General features: G+C 73.0%; 16 protein-coding genes. 7 read left to right on the plus strand and 9 right to left on the minus strand.

Annotation, left to right across the window (positions count from 1 at the left end; genetic code table 11):
* Window positions 1-56: 56 nt before the first annotated feature.
* The gene (locus tag ABZ810_RS38360) at window positions 57-716 is read right to left on the minus strand and encodes a pentapeptide repeat-containing protein (RefSeq protein ID WP_358411777.1); all 660 of its coding nucleotides are present in this window, start codon (window positions 714-716) and stop codon (window positions 57-59) included.
* Complete coding sequence (locus ABZ810_RS38365; protein ID WP_358411779.1) at window positions 713-1552, minus strand: patatin-like phospholipase family protein; 840 nt, start codon at window positions 1550-1552, stop codon at window positions 713-715. Before ABZ810_RS38365 ends, ABZ810_RS38360 begins: the two co-directional genes overlap by 4 nt.
* 595 nt (window positions 1553-2147) lie before the next feature.
* Between ABZ810_RS38365 and ABZ810_RS38370 the strand changes: the two genes are divergently transcribed.
* Window positions 2148-2786, plus strand: coding sequence for a hypothetical protein (locus tag ABZ810_RS38370; protein ID WP_358411781.1), 639 nt, complete (start codon window positions 2148-2150; stop codon window positions 2784-2786).
* A gap of 110 nt (window positions 2787-2896) precedes the next feature.
* Here the strand turns inward: ABZ810_RS38370 and ABZ810_RS38375 are convergent, their stop codons facing one another.
* Window positions 2897-3937, minus strand: coding sequence for a sigma-70 family RNA polymerase sigma factor (locus ABZ810_RS38375; RefSeq protein WP_358411782.1), 1041 nt, complete (start codon window positions 3935-3937; stop codon window positions 2897-2899).
* Between the two features lie 287 nt (window positions 3938-4224).
* Here ABZ810_RS38375 and ABZ810_RS38380 point away from each other — a divergent pair, with 287 nt between their 5' ends.
* Window positions 4225-4623, plus strand: coding sequence for a hypothetical protein (locus ABZ810_RS38380; RefSeq protein ID WP_358411784.1), 399 nt, complete (start codon window positions 4225-4227; stop codon window positions 4621-4623).
* A gap of 53 nt (window positions 4624-4676) precedes the next feature.
* Here ABZ810_RS38380 and ABZ810_RS38385 read toward each other — a convergent pair whose 3' ends face one another.
* Window positions 4677-5633 carry a TIGR03621 family F420-dependent LLM class oxidoreductase gene (locus ABZ810_RS38385; protein ID WP_358411785.1) on the minus strand — a complete coding sequence of 319 codons (957 nt, stop codon included), beginning with the start codon at window positions 5631-5633 and terminating at the stop codon, window positions 4677-4679.
* A gap of 112 nt (window positions 5634-5745) precedes the next feature.
* On the opposite strand from ABZ810_RS38385, the gene ABZ810_RS38390 reads away from it, so the two are divergent.
* A complete protein-coding gene (locus tag ABZ810_RS38390) occupies window positions 5746-6666 on the plus strand; it encodes an oxygenase MpaB family protein (RefSeq protein ID WP_358411787.1) in 921 nt (306 codons plus the stop codon).
* A 1-nt stretch (window position 6667) separates the two neighbouring features.
* On the opposite strand, the gene ABZ810_RS38395 is transcribed toward ABZ810_RS38390, so the two are convergent.
* Window positions 6668-8113 carry a ubiquinol-cytochrome c reductase cytochrome b subunit gene (locus ABZ810_RS38395; protein WP_358411789.1) on the minus strand — a complete coding sequence of 482 codons (1446 nt, stop codon included), beginning with the start codon at window positions 8111-8113 and terminating at the stop codon, window positions 6668-6670.
* A 124-nt stretch (window positions 8114-8237) separates the two neighbouring features.
* Between ABZ810_RS38395 and ABZ810_RS38400 the strand changes: the two genes are divergently transcribed.
* Window positions 8238-9005: a hypothetical protein gene (locus ABZ810_RS38400; RefSeq protein ID WP_358411790.1), complete on the plus strand. Its 768-nt coding sequence runs from the start codon at window positions 8238-8240 to the stop codon at window positions 9003-9005.
* Window positions 9006-9188: 183 nt separating this feature from the next.
* On the opposite strand, the gene ABZ810_RS38405 is transcribed toward ABZ810_RS38400, so the two are convergent.
* The gene (locus tag ABZ810_RS38405) at window positions 9189-11720 is read right to left on the minus strand and encodes a DUF6493 family protein (RefSeq protein WP_358411792.1); all 2532 of its coding nucleotides are present in this window, start codon (window positions 11718-11720) and stop codon (window positions 9189-9191) included.
* Between the two features lie 61 nt (window positions 11721-11781).
* Between ABZ810_RS38405 and ABZ810_RS38410 the strand changes: the two genes are divergently transcribed.
* On the plus strand, window positions 11782-13143 hold the full coding sequence (locus ABZ810_RS38410) for an SWIM zinc finger family protein (RefSeq protein WP_358411794.1): 1362 nt from the start codon (window positions 11782-11784) through the stop codon (window positions 13141-13143).
* Here the strand turns inward: ABZ810_RS38410 and ABZ810_RS38415 are convergent.
* From ABZ810_RS38415 to ABZ810_RS38425, 3 genes are all read right to left on the minus strand, one after another.
* Window positions 13130-14191 (minus strand): phosphotransferase family protein, encoded by a 1062-nt coding sequence (locus tag ABZ810_RS38415; protein WP_358411796.1) that lies wholly within the window; start codon window positions 14189-14191, stop codon window positions 13130-13132. The two genes, ABZ810_RS38410 and ABZ810_RS38415, sit on opposite strands and share 14 nt — an antisense overlap.
* A gap of 81 nt (window positions 14192-14272) precedes the next feature.
* Entirely contained in the window at window positions 14273-14839 is a 567-nt protein-coding gene (locus ABZ810_RS38420; RefSeq protein WP_358411797.1) for a hypothetical protein, read from the minus strand.
* Between the two features lies 1 nt (window position 14840).
* The gene (locus ABZ810_RS38425; RefSeq protein ID WP_358411799.1) at window positions 14841-15608 is read right to left on the minus strand and encodes a hypothetical protein; all 768 of its coding nucleotides are present in this window, start codon (window positions 15606-15608) and stop codon (window positions 14841-14843) included.
* A gap of 177 nt (window positions 15609-15785) precedes the next feature.
* Between ABZ810_RS38425 and ABZ810_RS38430 the strand changes: the two genes are divergently transcribed.
* Entirely contained in the window at window positions 15786-17081 is a 1296-nt protein-coding gene (locus ABZ810_RS38430; RefSeq protein WP_358411801.1) for an acyl-CoA dehydrogenase family protein, read from the plus strand.
* On the plus strand, window positions 17078-17728 hold the full coding sequence (locus tag ABZ810_RS38435; RefSeq protein ID WP_358411802.1) for a helix-turn-helix domain-containing protein: 651 nt from the start codon (window positions 17078-17080) through the stop codon (window positions 17726-17728). Before ABZ810_RS38430 ends, ABZ810_RS38435 begins: the two co-directional genes overlap by 4 nt.
* Window positions 17729-17732: the final 4 nt, after the last annotated feature.

A 17732-nucleotide genomic window follows, 5' to 3' on the forward strand; every position in this document is an offset into this window, starting at 1 on the left:
CCCCTTTCCGGGCCTGACGGACGGTACGGCGGCCGGATCCGGCCACCGTGTCCGCATCAGGCCACGGGCGGCTCCTCGACCGTGATGCCCAGCGCGTCGGCGAGGAGAGGGGCCAGGTCGAGCAGTTGTGCGGGGCTCACGATGGCGCCGCGGATCGTGCGGGGATCAACGGTGATGCCCAGGTGATCGGCGCCCCGCAGATCGACCTGGTCGAGGGTCGCCCCGGCGAGCACCGTCTTGTCGAGCCGTGAGCCGGGGAAGCACGTCCGGGTCAGTCTCGCCGCGCCGAAGTCGACGTCGCGCAGCAGGCAGTCGCGGAACGTCACGTCGGTCAGGGTGGCGTCGCGGAAGTTGACCGAGTCGAGCTTGCACCCCTGGAAGACGACGCGGGCCAGCCGGGCCCCCGGCGCGCGGGTGCCGGCGAGGATCGAGCCGATGAGGGCGGCGTCCTGCCATTCGGTCTCGGTCAGGTCGGTGCCGACGAACCGCAGCTCGTGCGCCCAGACGTCCAGGAAACGTGCCGCGCGCAGGCCGCCTCCCTCCAGCGAGACGCCGGTGAACGCGCATTCCATGAAGCGCGAGCCGCCGGCCTGGACGCCGGACAGGTCGAGGCCCTGGAAGAGGACGGTGTCGTGGTCGCCGTCCGGTGACCAGACGCCGTCGTGGTCGGTGAGCCACTCGGCGTGCGGGACCTCGGCGAGCTTCTGCGGAATCATCGGGCCTCCCATACGGCGGCCACCGTATCGGCGATCGAGGCGGCCTGGCGGCGGCCCGCGCCGGCGGCGGGCGGGCGCCGCGCGGAGTCGAGGGAGTCGCGGCCGAAGACCCGGCGGGAACGCGCGTCCGGGGAGATCAGCGCCACCTCTGACCCGGCCCGGCGCAGCGCCCGCACGTGCCCGGCCACGCTCTCGATGGCCCGGAAGCCCTGGGTGTTGGGGGCGATCACGACGACGGAGCGGTACCCGGCCGCCAGGTCGGCGTTGGTGGACGACCGCGCCCCGCCGTCGATGTAGCGGCGGCCGCCGATGGTCACCGGGGGGTAGACGCCCGGCACCGCGCAGCTCGCGCCGACCGCCTCCAGCAGCGTGGCGCCGCTCGACCGGTCGAAGACGGTGAACGTTCCCGTCCCGGCGTCCACCGCAGTGATCATGAGCGGGCGGTCCGGCCACTCCCGCACTGGCAGCCGGGACCTGATGAGCCGCGCGTGCTCGTCCTCGGACGGGGTCTCGGCGCCGAGCGCGATCCGCCCCAGCCGCGCCCCCACCCCGTCGGAGGCCCGCGAGCTGAGCACCGCCCAGGCCGATCTGGCCAGGTCCCGGCGGGCCAGCCGCGTCGGTGGGCCGGGGGGCAGCGGCACGAACTGGGCCCGGAACCGTTCCTGGAAGTCCAGCCCGGAGGCCACCTGCGCGCCGACCATCGACCCGGCCGAGGTGCCCACCACCAGATCGGCGTCGCTGAGGTCGACGCCCGCCGCGGCGAGGCCGGACAGGATGCCCCACTCCCAGCTGATGCCGGTGAGGCCGCCACCGCCCAGAACCAGTGCCCGGCTCATGGGGTTGCTTTGACTTTGCCGTCGAATCCTTGGTCCATGCACGCCATCGTGCCAGACGGGCCGAACCCGTCTGAATCCCCTCTGCCATAAGCCTTTCGCGCGCTCGCCGCCCACAATTTCGATCAACGGCCGAGAAAAAGATCTACCTTTCAAAAGGTAAAGTCGCCCGGGATTTGGCACAAGCATGGTAATGCCGTATATGCTCCATCCCAGGTCAAGGTCAAAGAACCGTTGACCCTGACAATCGCATAGCCGTCGTGTCCCGCCTGCCAGGCGGGATCTCCCTCCGCCGATCAGCGGCCGTCCATGCAACGGTCGTTTGTGCCGGGCCAGATGGAGCCCAGGGCCGCAGCGCCCCCGATCGGCATTCTCCCGTCTCAAAGAGTCCGCGTCACCGCATTAACCGTGCCGCCATGCGGCCTGCCCTGTGGTGCGCGCGGACCGGGGTCCCCTGCCATTCAGACCCCTCCCGCACGGGTTTCTCTCACGCGACGGCCTACGCCGGGTGCCCATGCCCCGGCGCCGTTTCCCCTGTCCGTCCGGGCTTTGTTCCGGCGTGAAACGGCAGTCCTGTACGCCGAAACAAAGGATTCTCATGCAGAAGCGAGCGACGAACGTCGTGCTGACCGCGGTGACCGGCACCACCCTCGCCGGCATCCTGGTGGCCGGTGTGGCCATGGCCGGCGACGACAGCGCTCCCAAGCAGCAGAAGACCCCCACCGAGCTGTCCATGGTGGCCCAGCAGGAGCAGGCCGACCAGAAGGCCGCCGCGAAGAAGGCGGAGCAGGCGAAGGCGGCCGAGGCCAAGAAGAAGGCCGCGGCCAAGAAGAAGGCGGCGCCGAAGGCGCTCTACACCGGCAAGACCACCGCGTCCTACTTCTGGGACGACGGTTCCGGCATCAACGGCGACACCGGCGCCCCCGCCGGTGGAAAGCCGATGCAGAAGGGCCTGTTCGCCAGCCCGAGCTGGCCGCTGCACACCAAGGTGAAGGTCTCCTACAACGGCCGCAGCGTCACCGGCTTCGTCGGCGACCGGGGCCCGGGCATTCCGTCGCACAACGGCATCATGCTCGACCTCGACACCTACACCTTCCGCTACCTGCTCGACGGCAAGAAGCCCGCCAGCAAGTACAACTCCGGCACCGGCGAGGGGCACATCAAGGGCCTCAAGTACGAGGTGATCGAGTGGGGCGACGGCCCGGGCAAGAAGGGCGCTCCGCAGCCGTTCGGATAAACCGCGCCGGCAACGTCGCGACGACGCGTTCGGCGTTCTCCGATCCGCGTCCGGGGATGTCCCGGTGGCCGTCAGGGCCGCCGGGACATCCCTTTTCGCATGCGCCGTCCCTACCGCCCCGGAGGGAGGACTTCGGGCAGGCCGAGCCCGGCGAACGCGCCGGTGCCGGTGAACTGGACGATGTGGGAGATCCCCGTGCCGGTGACCGTCAGGACCTGGAGGGCGTGCGCCCGGGTGGCGCCGTCCTCGTCCAGGTAGAGCGCGAACGCGGGCTGGGCGTTGGCGCTCGCCGGAACGAGCCGGAAGCCGCCGTGGATCCTGAAACGGGCCGCGAGCAGCCGGCCGATCGCCTCCCGCCCCTCGAACCAGGCGGGGATCGGCGGCATCTCGAAGCGGGCGTCCTCGGTCAGCACCTTCGTCAGCCCGTCCACGTCGGTGTTCTCGAACGCGGCGACGTAGCGGTCCAGCAGTCGCCGCAGGGCGGGATCGCCCGGCTCCACCAGATCGAGATCGTCCTCGGCCGGGGCGGCACGCTCCAGGACGGCCCTGGCCCGCTGCAGCGCGCTGTTGACCGCGGGCCGTGTGGTCCCGAGCAGCTCGGCCACCTCGTTCGCCCGCCACTGCAGGACGTCCCGCAGGATCAGCACCGCCCGCTGGCGCGGCGGCAGCAGCTGCAACGCCGCGACGAGCGCCAGCCGGGTGCTCTGGCGTGCCTCGATGATCTCCGCCGGGTCGGCCGGGCGGTCCATGAACAGCGCGTCCGGCAACGGCTCCAGCCAGCTCGGCTCCGGGATCCGGGCGGTGAGCGGCCCCTCGGGGTCGTGGCTCGCGGCGCCCAGCCCGGACGGCAGCGAGCGCCGGTCGCCGCGTTCGAGCGCCTTCAGGCAAGCCCGCGTCGCGATCCGGTACAGCCAGGTGCGGACCGAGGACCGTCCCTCGAACCGGTCGAACGCCCGCCAGGCGTTCACATAGGTCTCCTGGACGAGGTCCTCCGCGTCGCGGGCCGAGCCGAGGATCCGGTAGCAGTGCGCCAGCAGCTCCCGCCGGTAGGGGCTCGTCAGGCTGACGAAGTCCTCGCTGAGCGATTCGCCCCGGTCGGCGCGCGCCACCGGCGATGACCGCGCGGGCGGAGTGTCGGAAAGGGGTTCCATGCGGTGTGCGCCTCCTGCGGTCCGGATCCGAGGACGGCGTGACGCCGTCACCGAATACAGATCCGGTGGAGGGCCGCGATTCATCGCTCGCCGGGCACGGCGCCGGGGAATCGCCCGGTGGGGCAGGGCGACGGCGCGGTTCCTGGCTCATATCTCCAGGTAGGGGCGTTACTGTCTGCCCTGTCCCCGCCGGACCCTTCCATGCTGACATCTGTCCCGGCGAACCGGCAGGCCCATTTTCGTCAGATCATCTTGACGTCAGGACGGCCTGACGCGATGCTGAGGGCATGACATCGAATCCGGACGAACTCGACACGACCCTGACCTTGCGGGGCGCCGTCGCGCGCTACGACGAGCTCCGGACCCGCGACTCCTTCGCCGAGGGAGACCCCGAGACCACCGCGCTCACCCGGGCCGAGGCGCTCGAACTACTGGCGCTGGGCGAGGTCATCGCGCGCAAGGCCCGCTACGGCCGCCAGCTCGGAGTACGTTCGGCCCGCAAGGCGGGCGCCTCCTGGTCGCAGATCGGCCTGGCTCTCGGCACCAGCAAGCAGACCGCCTGGGAGACCCACAACCGCTGGATCGACGAGCAGGCCCGGCAGGACCTGGGCGACGGCCACCTGGGCCTGGACGCCGGCCAGGCCGCCGCCGAACGTTCGCTCGCGGGCCGGCTCGACGACGCCTGACCCCCCGTGGCAGGCGCCTGGCCCGCGCGCCCCGGCGCGTCCGCCCCGGGCGATCAGCGTCCTGCGAGCAGGTCGACGACCGGTGCGAACTCCTCCATCGCCGGACCGTCCCCGACCAGGTAGTAGGAGAAGCCGTACCGCTCGCGCCGCGCGATCATCTGCTCGGCGATGTGCTCGGGCGGCCCGACGAACTGGCTCGGCATCTCCAGCACCAGGTCGGTGGACGAGGCTCCCCAGCCGCGCAGCACCGCCACCCGCGCCGCCGCGGCCCGCGGGTCGGCGCCGAACGTGGGCGACACGAGCATGCTGAGCTCCACGTCCCGCCCCGCGGCGGTCTCCCGGACCCAGCCGACCTTCCGGGCGATCGTGTCCGGCAGACGTTCGGACATCTCGTCGGAGATCGTCCCGTTCGGCAGCGCGCGAGGCAGGATCCCCGCGATGTCGGCGTACCGGCCGGCGACGCCCAGCATGCGCCTGCTGCCCGCGCCCACCAGCAGCGGCGGCCGCCGCTCGGGCCGCGGGAACACCGTCAGGTCGCGCACCCGGTAGTGCTCGCCCGCCACCGTGGTCTTCTCGCCGCCCAGCAGCCCGGCCAGGATCCGCAGAGACTCCTCCAGCCGGTCCACCCTGACGCCCGCCGCGTCGAACGCCAGGCCCGCCCGCTCGTACTCGTCGCGCAACCAGCCCGCTCCCACGCCCAGCTCGAACCGCCCGCCGGACACGTGGTCCAGCGTCGCCGCCTCCTTGGCCAGCAGGACCGGGTGGCGGTAGTCGTTGGCGAGGACGAGCGTGCCGAGCCGGAGCGTCGTCGTGGCGGACGCGGCGGCGGTGAGCGCCACCATGGGGGCGAGCTGGTCGCCGAAGGGCTCCGCCACGAAGTGGTCGCGCAAGGTCAGGGTGGAGTATCCGAGCGACTCGGCGGAGCGTGCCGTCGCGGTCAGCCCGTCCACCGTGCGGATCGACTCGCCCACCACGCCGAAACGGAAAAGTCGCTGCTCAGTGCTGCTCATACCCGCAGTCTGCGTCCGCGACGGGCCCCGGGGCTGGCAGGAAAGCGACGTCACGTTCGGCGCGGGGACTTCTCCGGGCGGCCCGCTCTGCGGTAACCATGTACTTACTATGGTGAGCACGCGAGAGCTGATCGTTCATGGGCCCGAGACCGTGTCGTGGCGGGTCGTGCTGGACCCCCTGATGGTGGTCGCCGGGGTGCGGGCCCTCATGCTGCAGGCCCTGCACCCGACGACGATGCGGGGCGTGTGGCAGAACTCCAATTTCCTGGAGGAGCCGCTCGACCGCCTCTTCAACACCGCCAACTTCGTGGCCGTCACCACCGTCGGCACGCCCGAGCAGGCGGACGAGCTCGGCGCCCGGGTGCGCGCCGTGCACAAGAGGCTGCGCATCAAGGATCCCGACACCGGCCGCACGCACCACGTCGACGACCCCGAACTGCTGCGCTGGGTGCACTGCGCCGAGGTCGCCTCGTACCTGGAGGTCATCACCAGGCGGGGGCTCAGGCTGACCCCCGAGGAGATCGACCGCTACTACGACGAGCAGCGGCACACCGCGACGTACGTGGGCCTGCACGCCGAGGACGTGCCGGGCGACGCCGCCGCGATGGCCGCCTACTTCGAGGCGTTCCGCACGGAGCTGCGCGTCATCCCCGAGTCCCGCGCGACCGTGCGGTTCCTGCTCTGGCCGAAGATGCCGCGCAAGCTCCGCTTCCTCGCGCCGTTCACCTTCGTGTGGTTCCCGATCGGCGCGATGGCCTACTACACGCTGCCGAAGTGGGCGCGGGACCTGTACGGGTCCCTGCCCGAGATCCCCGGCGTCCAGCCCCTGGTCACTCTGGGCCTGAAGCTCAACCGGTTCGCCGTCCTGGCCGTGCCCGCCGAGATCCGCGGACGCGCGTTCAAGCCCGAGACCCGCGAGCTGATGCGGGACGTGCACCGCAGGCTGGCCGCCCTCGGCATCCGATCGCGCCGCAACCTCCAGAAGGTGCGCGTCGACCGCCCGGGGCCGGACGCCCGCGTCGCGGCCGGCTGAGCTAGCCGGACGTGAGGGACTTGGACGACGGCGTGGCCGACAGCTCCACCTGAGCCTCCTCCGGGAGCGGGCGCGTGCGCTCGACGTAGCGGCCGGACATCTCGCGGACGATGATCCCGGTCTCGATGCCGTGCTTGAGCAGCAGCATGTCGCGCCGCTGGAGTCCGAGGCACAACCGGCGGGTGACCACGAACGCGATGACCGGCCCGGTGAACAGCAGCGCACGGAACAGCCAGGTGGTCGCGAACAGCGAGAGATGGAACGTCTCGGCGATGATGTCGTTGCCCGCGGCGGCCCACAGGACGGCGTAGAAGACGATGCCGCCCGCGCCGATGCCGGTCCGCGTCGCGGCGTCGCGCGGCCGGTCGAGGACGTGGTGCATCGCGCGGTCGCCGGTGAACCGGGCCTCCAGGAACGGGTAGAGGGCCAGCCCGGTGAAGAACACCGTGATGACCAGGAGCGGCACCAGGACGCCCAGCGCGATGGTGTGCCCCGCCACGGTCACGTCCCACCCGGGCATCAGGCGCAGCGCGCCGTCGCCGAACGCCAGGTACCAGTCGGGCTGGGTGCCGGCGCTGATGGCGGTGGGGGAGTACGCGCCGTACTGCCAGACCGGGTTGACCTGGAAGAACGTCGCCATCAGGACGGTCACCCCGGCGGTGAACAGGAAGAACGCTCCGGTCTTGGCCATGAAGACCGGGTAGAACGGCTTGCCCTCGACGGCCTTCTCGGTGCTCCGCCCGCGCCGGAAGTCGGTGTGCTTCTGCACCCACGGCAGGATGATCGCGTGCACCGGCACCAGCGCCAGCATCAGCCCGGGCACGAGCAGCACGTGCAGGATGTAGAAGCGCGGGATCATGTCGGTGCCGGGGAACTCGCCGCCCAGGATGAAGAAGCTCAGATAGACGCCGACGACCGGGATCGACTGGACCGAGCCGATGATCAGCCGCAGCCCGGTCCCCGACAGCAGGTCGTCGGGCAGCGAGTAGCCGGTGAAGCCGTTCACCATGGCCAGCGTGAAGAGCGTGAAGCCGAACAGCCAGTTGAGCTCGCGCGGCTTGCGGAACGCCCCGGTGAAGAACACCCGCAACATGTGGGCGACGATCGCGGCGACGAAGAGGATCGCGGACCAGTGGTGGACCTGCCGCATCAGCAGCCCGCCGCGCACGTCCAGGCTGATGTGCAGCGTCGACGCGTACGCCTCGCTCATCGTCGTGCCCCGCAGCGGCGCGTACGAGCCGTCGTAGACGACCTCGGCCATGGACGGCTTGAAGAAGAACGTCAGGAACACCCCTGACAGGAGCAGGACGACGAACGAGTAGAGCGCGATCTCGCCCAGCATGAACGACCAGTGGTCGGGGAAGGCCTTGCGCATCCCGCGCCGGGCGAAGGCCGCGCCGCCGAGTCGTTCGTCGAGCGCCTCCGCGGCGCGTCCGGTCGCTGACATGCCCCTCACCCCCGGGTGAGTCGTCGCCGATACGACCGAACGTAGTACGACAGTGTGTAGTACTACAAGACCTAGATTTTCGTATCGAGTGATCACCCCCTCCGGGCTCGGCTAGGGTCGCCGGATGATCACCCCCCGCCACATCCTCTGCGTGCTCGGCACCGGCCTCGACCTCGACGAGGTCGAGCGCGCCGCCAAGAACACCGGATTCGAGCTCGACCACGAGTACTCCGAGACCGGGGCCGACCCGCGGATGCCCCGCGCCTTCAGGGCCTCGGCGGCCGAGGCGTCCTTCACCGAGGCCGACTGGGACGCCGTCGAGTCGCACGACACGGTCGCCTACGTGCTGGCCCGCCCGACCCTCCCCGGCACGGGGCCGCTGGTCTCCGGGCTCGTCCTGGAGCTGACGGCGCGGCTGCTGCGCGCCGGCGCCACCGCGGCCAAGGACGAGAGCAACGGGCTCACGCACGGCCGGGACCGGTGGCTGGAGCTGGCCGACGCCGCCGCTGGCGCCGACGACGAGGACGAGAGGGCCGTCCACCTCTACCACGCCTTCGTGAAGCGAACGATCTTCGATGGCGAGCTCTACTACAGCTGCGGCATGCACCTGCTCGGCCTGCCCGACGTCGAGGTCGAGTGGCCGGACGGGTCCGAGCCGGAGCCGGACGAGGTCGCCGGCCTGATCGACGCCCTGGCGCTCTACCTGCTCACCGAGGAGCGCGGCGCCGAGGTCGAGGAGGGCGAGGGGTTCCGCCTCGCCGAGGACGCGCCTCGCTGGATCCTGCGCCATCACCCGTGCGACCGGTACGAGGACGACCTCTTCGCCAACCCCTTCGGCTACTGGCGCCTCACGCCGGACGAGCCGCGTCCCGGAGACGCCGCGCCTCGGTGACCAGCCGCGCCCGGCCGGGCCGTGCCGTCGGCTCGGGCAGGCCGCCGGGCGGCCCGAACCGAACGGCGAGACCGGTGGCCAGACCCGGTGCTCCTCCAGCAGGCGCACGGCGTTGCCCGCGCTGGTGGTGGTCGCGGCGAGCGCGGCGGTGAGCGCGATACCGGGCCCGTCCGGGGGCCGAGGTCACGGCGCGTTCCCGTCCGGGGCGTGGGCGAGCAGGGCCCGCGCGGTGCGCGCGGCGGCGGACGACCCGGTCAGCTCGCCCAGCCAGGCGCGCAGCCGTGGGTCGGTGATCGGCCTGCGGGTCCGGACGGCCTGGTCGTGGAGAAGACCGAGCAGGGCGTGCCGGCCGCGCAGGTCCACCGGAAGCAGGGGCAGGAGGTGGACGAGCGTGTCGACGACCGCGTCCGCCGCGCCCGCGCCCGCGTCCGCCGCCGTGCCGAGCGAGCGCGCCCACCGGGTGGCGGTGGCGCGCGGCGCGGTGCGGCCGAGCGCGTCCGCGAGCGCCTCCGGCGGGACGCGCCCGGCGGGCACCAGCACGGCGAAGGCCTCCGCCGCGGTCGCCGCCTGCTCGGGGGCGCGGGCGTTCAGGCCCAGCGCGAGCGTGAGCGCGGCGACCTTGCCGAACCGGCCGGGATGGGTGAGGAGGGCGTCGAACAGCACGCCCGCCTCGCGGTACGGGATGTCGATGAAGACCGTGCTCAGCACGCAGGTGAGCCCGTGCGCGAAGAACGGGTCGGCGTCGTGCGGCCAGGTCGTCGCGGCCCAGCCGGTCCAGCCGTCCACCGGCGCCGCGACCAGGTCGGGCGAGGCTGGGGAGTGCGGGCCGGTGAGGTTGAGGATGTCGGGCGCGCGGAAGTCCGCCCGCCACCAGATCTCGCCGTCGAACGTCAGGTCGCCGAACCGCGGGTCGAGGGGCGACGGCCGCCGCAGCCCGGCCGCCGCCAGGTGCGGATCGTCGTCGGCGAACGGGGAACGGGCGCAGGCCGCCGCGACCAGGAGCGCGGGTGACACCGTCCCGCGCGGGGGCTCGCCGCCGAGCGCGTAACCCAGCGCCGCGCCGAACTCCCCGGGGAGGTCGCCGGCCGGCTCGCGCCCGTCCGGGGCCAGGCGCAGGAGGGCGGCGACGGCGTCGTGCGGCCGGGGCTCGCCGGTCAGCGCCCTCGCCCGTTCGACCAGCGTCTTGGGGTCGATCCAGCCGCCGGGGCCGGTCGGCGTGGCCAGCGGCTCGCCGTCCGGACGCGCCGCGAGCTCCGCCAGGCGTTCCGACAGCAGGACGTAGAAGCGGTGCGGCGCGGGCATCGTCTCGCCCTCGCCGCCCCCGAGGCACAGGATCAGGCAGGCCAGGTACAGGCGCAGCGAGCCGGTCCAGGGCGCCTCCTCGCGGGCCCGGATCCGGCGGGCCCGCTTGACCAGCGGAGCCAGGACGGCCGGCTTGTCGCCGTGGACGGCGAGCGCGGCCAGCACGAGCTCCAGCTCGAACGGGTCGCGGGGGTCTTCGAGCACGGCCGCGAGGCGGCTTGTTAGGTCGGCGTCGTCGCCGACGGGCGGAGGCACGGCCGGGTCGAACGGCGACGGCGCGGCCGGGGCGAGGTCCGGCGGCGCGTCCCGGACGTCCTCCGGCACGCCCAGCCAGGCGGCGGCGGTCTGCCGCACGGAGGGCCGCAGCTGGCCGAGACGCTCCCGCGCAGGTTCGCGGGCCTCCAGCCGCTGAAGCAGCCCCAGCGCCTCCTGCTGGACCTGCTGATGGTCGTTCTCGAGCGCCGACGCCGCATGCCGGGCCACGTCCTCGCCGCGGTCCGGCGCCCGGCCGGCGACGCGGCCGAGGATCGTCAGCAGGGGGATCACGGTCGCCTTCGGACGGCCCGGCAGCGCGGGCCCGCACCGGTCGAGGAAGGCGCCGTCGTCCAGCAGGCCGGCCTTGTCGAGGTCGGTGAGCGCCCTGGCGGCGAACGTGACGGTCGCGGTGATGTCGGAGGCGAGCAGCGCGAGGTGGACGTCCTGGCGTTCCCGCTGCTCGGCGATCGTGGGGGACAGCGCGTCGTACATGGCGCGGAACCAGATGGTCCGGTACGAGGAGAAGTCCCGCCGCAGCGCGGCCAGGCAGGCGTCGAGGACCCGGCCGCGCGCCAGCGTCCCGTCGGCCACCAGCTCCAGGAGCGCGTCCCGCCAGGTGTTCTTGGACCCGAACTTGTCGATGTTGGTCAGGCTGACCTCGCCGCCGCCCTCGACCTCGAAGATCCGCCAGAGGGCCCGGTCGACGAGCTCGGGATCTCGGCGGATCTCCGACGCCCGCGAGAACTCGGCCCAGCGGTCGCCCAGGCCGGACACCATGGCGAGTACGTAGTCGTCGTCGGCCTCCAGGTTGACGAGGCCCAGCCGCTCCAGGGTGCGGATCTCGCTGAAACCGCCGTACATGGTCCAGCGCCCGGCCAGCAGCGCGACCTGCCGCCGCACCAGCCCCCCGAGCCACCCCGGAACACCCACGCCCGCCTCACCGGAAGAGCCGGTCGCGCGGGGAGGGGCGGGCTCGGCCACGCGATGGCGCGCGGCGGCGGCGGTCAGGGCGGCGCCGATCGCGCGCCATACCTTGACGTCGCGCTCCCACTGAGCCTTGGGCAGCGGCTCACCGGAGGCGCCGGCCGCGTGCAGGGCCTGGACCAGCGCGGCGCGCGGGACGTCCGCGACCTGCTCGAACGGGGGATGTCTGTCCACGCGGGCCAGCGTGCCAGACGGCGACGACGTTATGTCGGGCTGATCCCTTAAAGTCGCCCGCATGGCGACGGCGGTCGAGCACACCTACCACTACTCCAGGGCGTCGGAGATCCGGCACGGCGGGCCGGGCGGCCCGGTGGCCCTGCTGGCGACCTCGGGCGGCCTCGGGCCGGGCGGGGCGCTGGCGGCGCCGCGCTTCTTCGACGGCTTCCTCGGCAACGCCGAGCAGATCGCCATCGCCCTCCGGATGTGCGGCCGGGTGGCCCGGACGCGGTTCTACGTGCCGCCGGGCATGCTGGCGGCGGTGCTGCGGGCGGCCGACCCGGTGGTGACGAGCAACGGCGACCGGCTGCGGTTCGAGTCGTTCTCGGCGTGCTGCGGCGTCTACGCACGGCTGGACGTGCTGCCCGCCGGGCTCGACGGCGCCGTCATGGGCTCGGGCACCACCAACGTCGACTTCAACCCGCCGATGCGGGAGGCGCTGGCGCGCGTCGGCGGGCTCGATCCGCTGCACGTGAGCGTCGGCCTGGACGACGTGACCGTCTCCACGATGGAGGGGACGGTCGTCGAGAAGAAGGTGCCGCTGCCCGAACGCTGGCTCAAGGGCTTCGCCGAGGTGCAGCAGGCGTGCGCGGGGATGGCTCCGCTGGCCGAGCTGGGCGGCCCGGCCGCCAAGGCGTTCCTGCGGGGGCTGCCCAAGAGCTGGCGCGGCCCGGGCTGGGCCGTGCCGTCGGGGCGGACGCTCCGGATCTCGCCGCGCCCGGGGAGGGGAGCGGCCTGTGCGTCCGGTCCCGACCGGCTCAGGGTGCTGGAGCCGCTCGCGCGCTTCGCCACCGGGCTGCGCGTGTACGGGGCGGCCGACCCCGGCGGGCTGCCGGTGGCCAGCGCCTGGGAGCTGGTGTGCCGCGACACGCGCTTCGTGGTCGTGCTGAGCCCGGAGGTGGCCCGGGGCTTCTCCGGCGAGGGCGCGGTGCTCGGTGACCTGGCCGCCGACCAGGGCGAGGAGGACGCGGACCTCGTCGCCGCGCTGCTCGCCTGGGAGCCCCGCGTCGATCCGGACCGGCTCGCATGTGAGTCGGCCCTGCCCGCCGCGCGGGTGACGCGGGCGCTCGGCCGGCTGGGAGCGGCCGGACGGGTCGGCTACGACCTGGCCGAGGGCGGCTACTTCCACCGCGAGCTGCCCTACGATCCGGCCGCGCTCGCGGCCATGCACCCGCGGCTGCGGGACGCCCGCGCGCTCGCCGAGTCCGGCGCGGTCACCGTCACGCCCACCGGCGCACGGGTCGCGAGCGGCGGCACCGAGCATCACGTGACGCGGACCGGCGGCGGGACGCGCTGCACGTGCCCCTGGTGGGGCAAGCACCGCGGCGGGCGCGGCCCCTGCAAGCACGTGCTGGCCGCGGAGCTGGTCAGCCGGCGATGAAGCCCTGCGCACGGCGGAAGAGGCCCAGGGTGATCGAGTGCAGCAGGTCGCCGGTCTCCTTGGGCGCCTTGCCGGCGAACGCGCGGGCGTGCGTGCCCTCCAGCACGATGCCGAGCTTGAAGCAGGCCAGCACGGCGTACCAGGTGATGGACGACAGGTCGCGCCCCGCGGTGGCGGCGTCCCGCTCGGCGTAGGCCGCCACCAGCTCCGCGCCGGCCGGCAGGGCGCCCGCGGCGCCGAGGGGACCGGCGAGCGAGGTGCTCTCGTCGTCCTCGCCCGGCCAGGTCGCCAGCAGCCAGCCGAGGTCGAGCAGCGGGTCGCCGATCGTGCACATCTCCCAGTCGACGATCGCCGCCACCTCCGGCCCGTCGAAGGAGTACATGAGGTTGGCCAGGTGGTAGTCGCCGTGCATGACGCCCGGCCGCCACGTGGCGGGGCGGTTGTCGTCCAGCCAGCCCGCGACCTTGTCGAGGCCGGGGATGTCGGGGCCGGGGTAGCCGTCCAGGTCGCCGTACGACTCGAGCTCCGACGTCCAGCGGCCGACCTGGCGCTCCAGGAAGCCCTCGGGCTTGCCGAAGTCGCCGAGCCCGGCCGCGACGTGGTCGACGGCGCCGAGGGAGGAGAGCGCGCGGGCGGCGTTGAGCCCCATCTCCCGCCGGATCGCGGGCGTGGACGCGTGCGGCTCCGGCAGCGACACCGAGGCGTTGAACCCCTCGACCGGGGTCATGAGGTAGAAGACCGCGCCGTTCATGACCGTCTCGTCCGGGCAGGCCGCGAGGACGCGCGGGGCGGGGACGCCGGTGCCGTCCAGCGCGGCCAGCACCCGGGCCTCCCGCCGGAGCACGTCGTTGGTGCGGGCCCGCAGGTGCCGGGGCCCGCGGCGCAGCACGTAGTCCGCGCCGCCCCGGCGGAAGCGGATCAGCGTGTTCTGGGTGCCGCCGCTGAGCGCCGTCACATCCTCGAAGGGACCTGCGGGCAGGCCCTGACCGTCCATCCAGCCGGCGAGGACGTCGAAGTCCACGAGCGCAGGGTCGATCTGCTGCTGCACGGTCGGCACTCTCCCTCGATGCTGCTCCACCGGAGGTGAAATGGTCCTACCGGAGGGTAACAGTGCGCTCCCGCGCCGGGATCAACGGGCGAAGGCGATGGCGGTGCCCGCGCTCACGGCGACGACCAGGACGACCACGATCATCGGTGACGCCAGCGGGTTGCGCCGCCGCTCCGGTGGTGCCGCCTCGGGACGTTTCCGGCGCTCCGGCGGGGGCGGCTTGGGCTTGGCCCTGGCCTTGGGAGGAGGGGGCTTCGGCTCGGCCCGTACCGGGGCCGGTGCGGGCGGTGGAGGCGGCGGTGCCGGCCGCGGCCTCACCTTCGCCTTGGTCGGGCGCGGCTTGGGCGCCGGGGGAGGGGGTGGCGGCGGAGGAGGAGGCGGGGCCGGGGTGGGTGGTGCGCTGGTCGGCTCGGGCTCGGGCTCGGGCGGCGGAGGAGGCGGAGGCGCGGGCTCGGGGCGGCAGCCACAGCCCGGCCCGGCGACGCTCACGCAGACCTCGTCGTCGATGTGCACGCTGACCTGGCCGCCCACGCAGACCGCGACCTCGTCGCCGGAGTCGGGGTCGGGGTCGGCCACGGCCGCCGAACCGCCCAGCCCGGCGAGCGCCACCGCGGTCAGCGCCGCGGGGAGCAGCAGGATCGGGCGCACCTCAGCCGCTCCCGGAGACGCGCTGGAGTTCCTCGAGGACTCCGGTGAAGGCGTCGGGTCTGACCGCCAGCGACCCGGCGAAGGCGTGCGAGATGTCGAGGGTGAGGTACATGCCGATGCCCAGGAGCGCGGCCATGAGGCCCAGCGGGACCAGGGTCATGGCGCGCGGCCGTGCCCCGGCGAGGAACGGGAAGAGCAGCACGATCAGCCCGCTGACGCCGGTGACGACCAGCAGCCCGGACGGCGGGACGGCCTGGGCGTCCATGGCGCGCTGGCGCCGGGCCGAGGTGATCTCGCCGATCTCGTCGAGCACGCCCGCCTGGGTGTCCTTGTCGTCGGTGGTCTTGGCCGGCCAGGCGGAGACGTCGCGCCGGATCTGCTCCAGGCGCGTCCAGCCCTCCTGGCTCAGCCTGCCGTCGGCCATCAGCCGCCACTCGGTGCCGCGGACGAACTCGACGTAGCCGCGCAGCCCCTCCTGGACCTGGGCGGCCTCGGCGTCGGGCAGGTCGGTGGCCGCCCAGGCGGCCTCGGCGACCGCCTGGCTCTCGGTGTAGGTGTTGAGCCGGGCGGCGTCGTTGGTCGTCCACGGCACGACGATGGCGATCGCGAACGCCAGCAGGAAGAGCGCCGACAACATCGCGCCGGTGAAACCGGTGGTCGGGCCGTCGGGGGCGGGGTCGTCGGTGACGCCCTTGGCCTTGCGGGTCATGAGAGCCGCGAGGAACACGATGCCGACCGCGCAGGCGGCGGCCACCAGATAAGTGATCATGTCCTTGGTTCCTGAGGGGGTCGGGGGAGCAGGAGGACTTGCTCAACGTAGCATCCCCATCACTGTACGTATTCGGGTGGCACTTTGCCGATGGATCGCAGGTCTAGAGCACTTGCATTAACTCCTAATGGGGATGGATTATCGGCCTCACCGATCCCGAGGCGGAGGAGGCCGGCGATGGCGTGGGACTTCGAGACCGATCCCGAGTACCAGGAGCTGCTGGACTGGGCGGACGCGTTCGTCCGCGACGAGGTCGAGCCGCTCGACCTGGTGCTCGGCGACCCCTACGACAAGAACGACCCGCGCTACCGGGAGCTGGTGCGGCCCCTCCAGCAGCGGGTGAAGGAGCGCGGCCTGTGGGCCTGCCACCTCGGTCCCGAGCTCGGCGGCGCGGGATTCGGTCAGGTCAAGCTCGCCCTGCTCAACGAGATCCTGGGACGTTCGCGCTGGGCCCCGTCGGTCTTCGGCTGCCAGGCGCCCGACTCGGGCAACGCCGAGATCCTCGCCCACTTCGGCACCCCCGAGCAGAAGGAGCGCTACCTGCGGCCGCTGCTCGACGGCGAGATCTCCTCCTCGTACTCGATGACCGAGCCGCACGGCGGCGCCGACCCGACCCTGTTCACCACCCGCGCGGTGCGCGACGGCGACGACTGGGTCATCAACGGCGAGAAGTGGTTCTCCTCCAACGCGCGGCACGCCACGTTCATCATCGTCATGGCGGTGACCGACCCCGACGTGAGCGCCTACGAGGGCATGTCGATGTTCATCGTCCCCGCCGGGACGCCCGGCCTGACCATCGTCCGCAACGTCGGCGTGGGCGGCGGCGAACGCGAGGGCTCGCACGGCTACCTGCGGTACGAGGACGTCCGGGTGCCCGCGGGCAACCTCCTCGGCGCGGAGGGCGGCGCGTTCGTCATCGCCCAGACCCGGCTCGGCGGCGGGCGCATCCACCACGCGATGCGTACGATCGCGCAGGTGCGCAAGGCCTTCGACATGATGTGCGAGCGGGCGGTGTCGCGGGAGACGCGGTGGGGCCCGCTCTCCAAGCTGCAGATGACCCGGGAGAAGATCGCCGACAGCTGGGTCGAGATGGAGCAGTTCCGGCTGCTGGTGCTGCGCACCGCCTGGCTGATCGACAAGCACCAGGACTACCGCAAGGTGCGCAAGGACATCGCCGCGGTCAAGGCGGCCATGCCCAAGGTCTTCCACGACGTCGTCCAGCGCGCCATGCACCTGCACGGCGCGCTCGGCGTCTCCAACGAGATGCCGTTCGCGGGCATGATGCTCGGCGCCCAGGCCCTCGCCATCGCCGACGGCCCGACCGAGGTCCACAAGATCACCGTGGCCCGGCAGGTGCTGCGCGGCTACGAGCCGGTCAAGGGCCTGTGGCCCAGCGGCCATCTCCCCACGCTCCGCGAGGCCGCCCGCGAACGGTACGCCGAGGCCCTCGAAGACGCCCTAGGGAACGAGTGAGCGACACCAAGGACAGGCTCGTCGAGGCCGCGCTCCGCCTGTACGCCGAGCGCGGCCTCGACGCGGTGAGCCTGCGGGAGATCAACCAGGCCGCCGGCGCCCGCAACGCCACCGCCGTGCAGTACCACTTCGCCGACCGCGCCGGGATCATCAAGGCGATCTTCGCCCGGCACGTGCCCGAGGTGGACGCGCGGCGGCACGCGCTGCTCGACGTCCACGAGGCGTCCGGCGGCGGCGTCCGCGACCTGGCGGCGGCGCTCGTCAGGCCGCTCGCCGCCCGGCTCGCCGACCAGCCGGGCCGCGAGTTCCTCCAGGTCTGGGCGGACGTGATGAACCGGCCCGGCGCGGTCGCCTCGGCGGCGACGGTGGACGACCCCGCCGACAGCCTGTGCCGGTGGCGCACGCTCGTGGAGCCCCTGCTGGAGGCCGACGCGGCGCGGCTGCACCGGCGCTACACCGCGATCGTGTACGCCTCCATCGAGCTGGCCCGCCGGGCGCGCTCCGGCCCGCACACCGACGACCGGCTCTTCACCAGCTACCTGATCGACGTCGTCGCCGCGGTCCTGGCCGCGCCGGTGTCGCAGGAGACCCGCCGGCTCGCCGACGAGCGGGACGCCGCGAGGTCACATTCGTCCAAGACGCCCTGACCGC

Source organism: Spirillospora sp. NPDC047279 (assembly GCF_040643285.1).
Classification (GTDB): domain Bacteria; phylum Actinomycetota; class Actinomycetes; order Streptosporangiales; family Streptosporangiaceae; genus Spirillospora.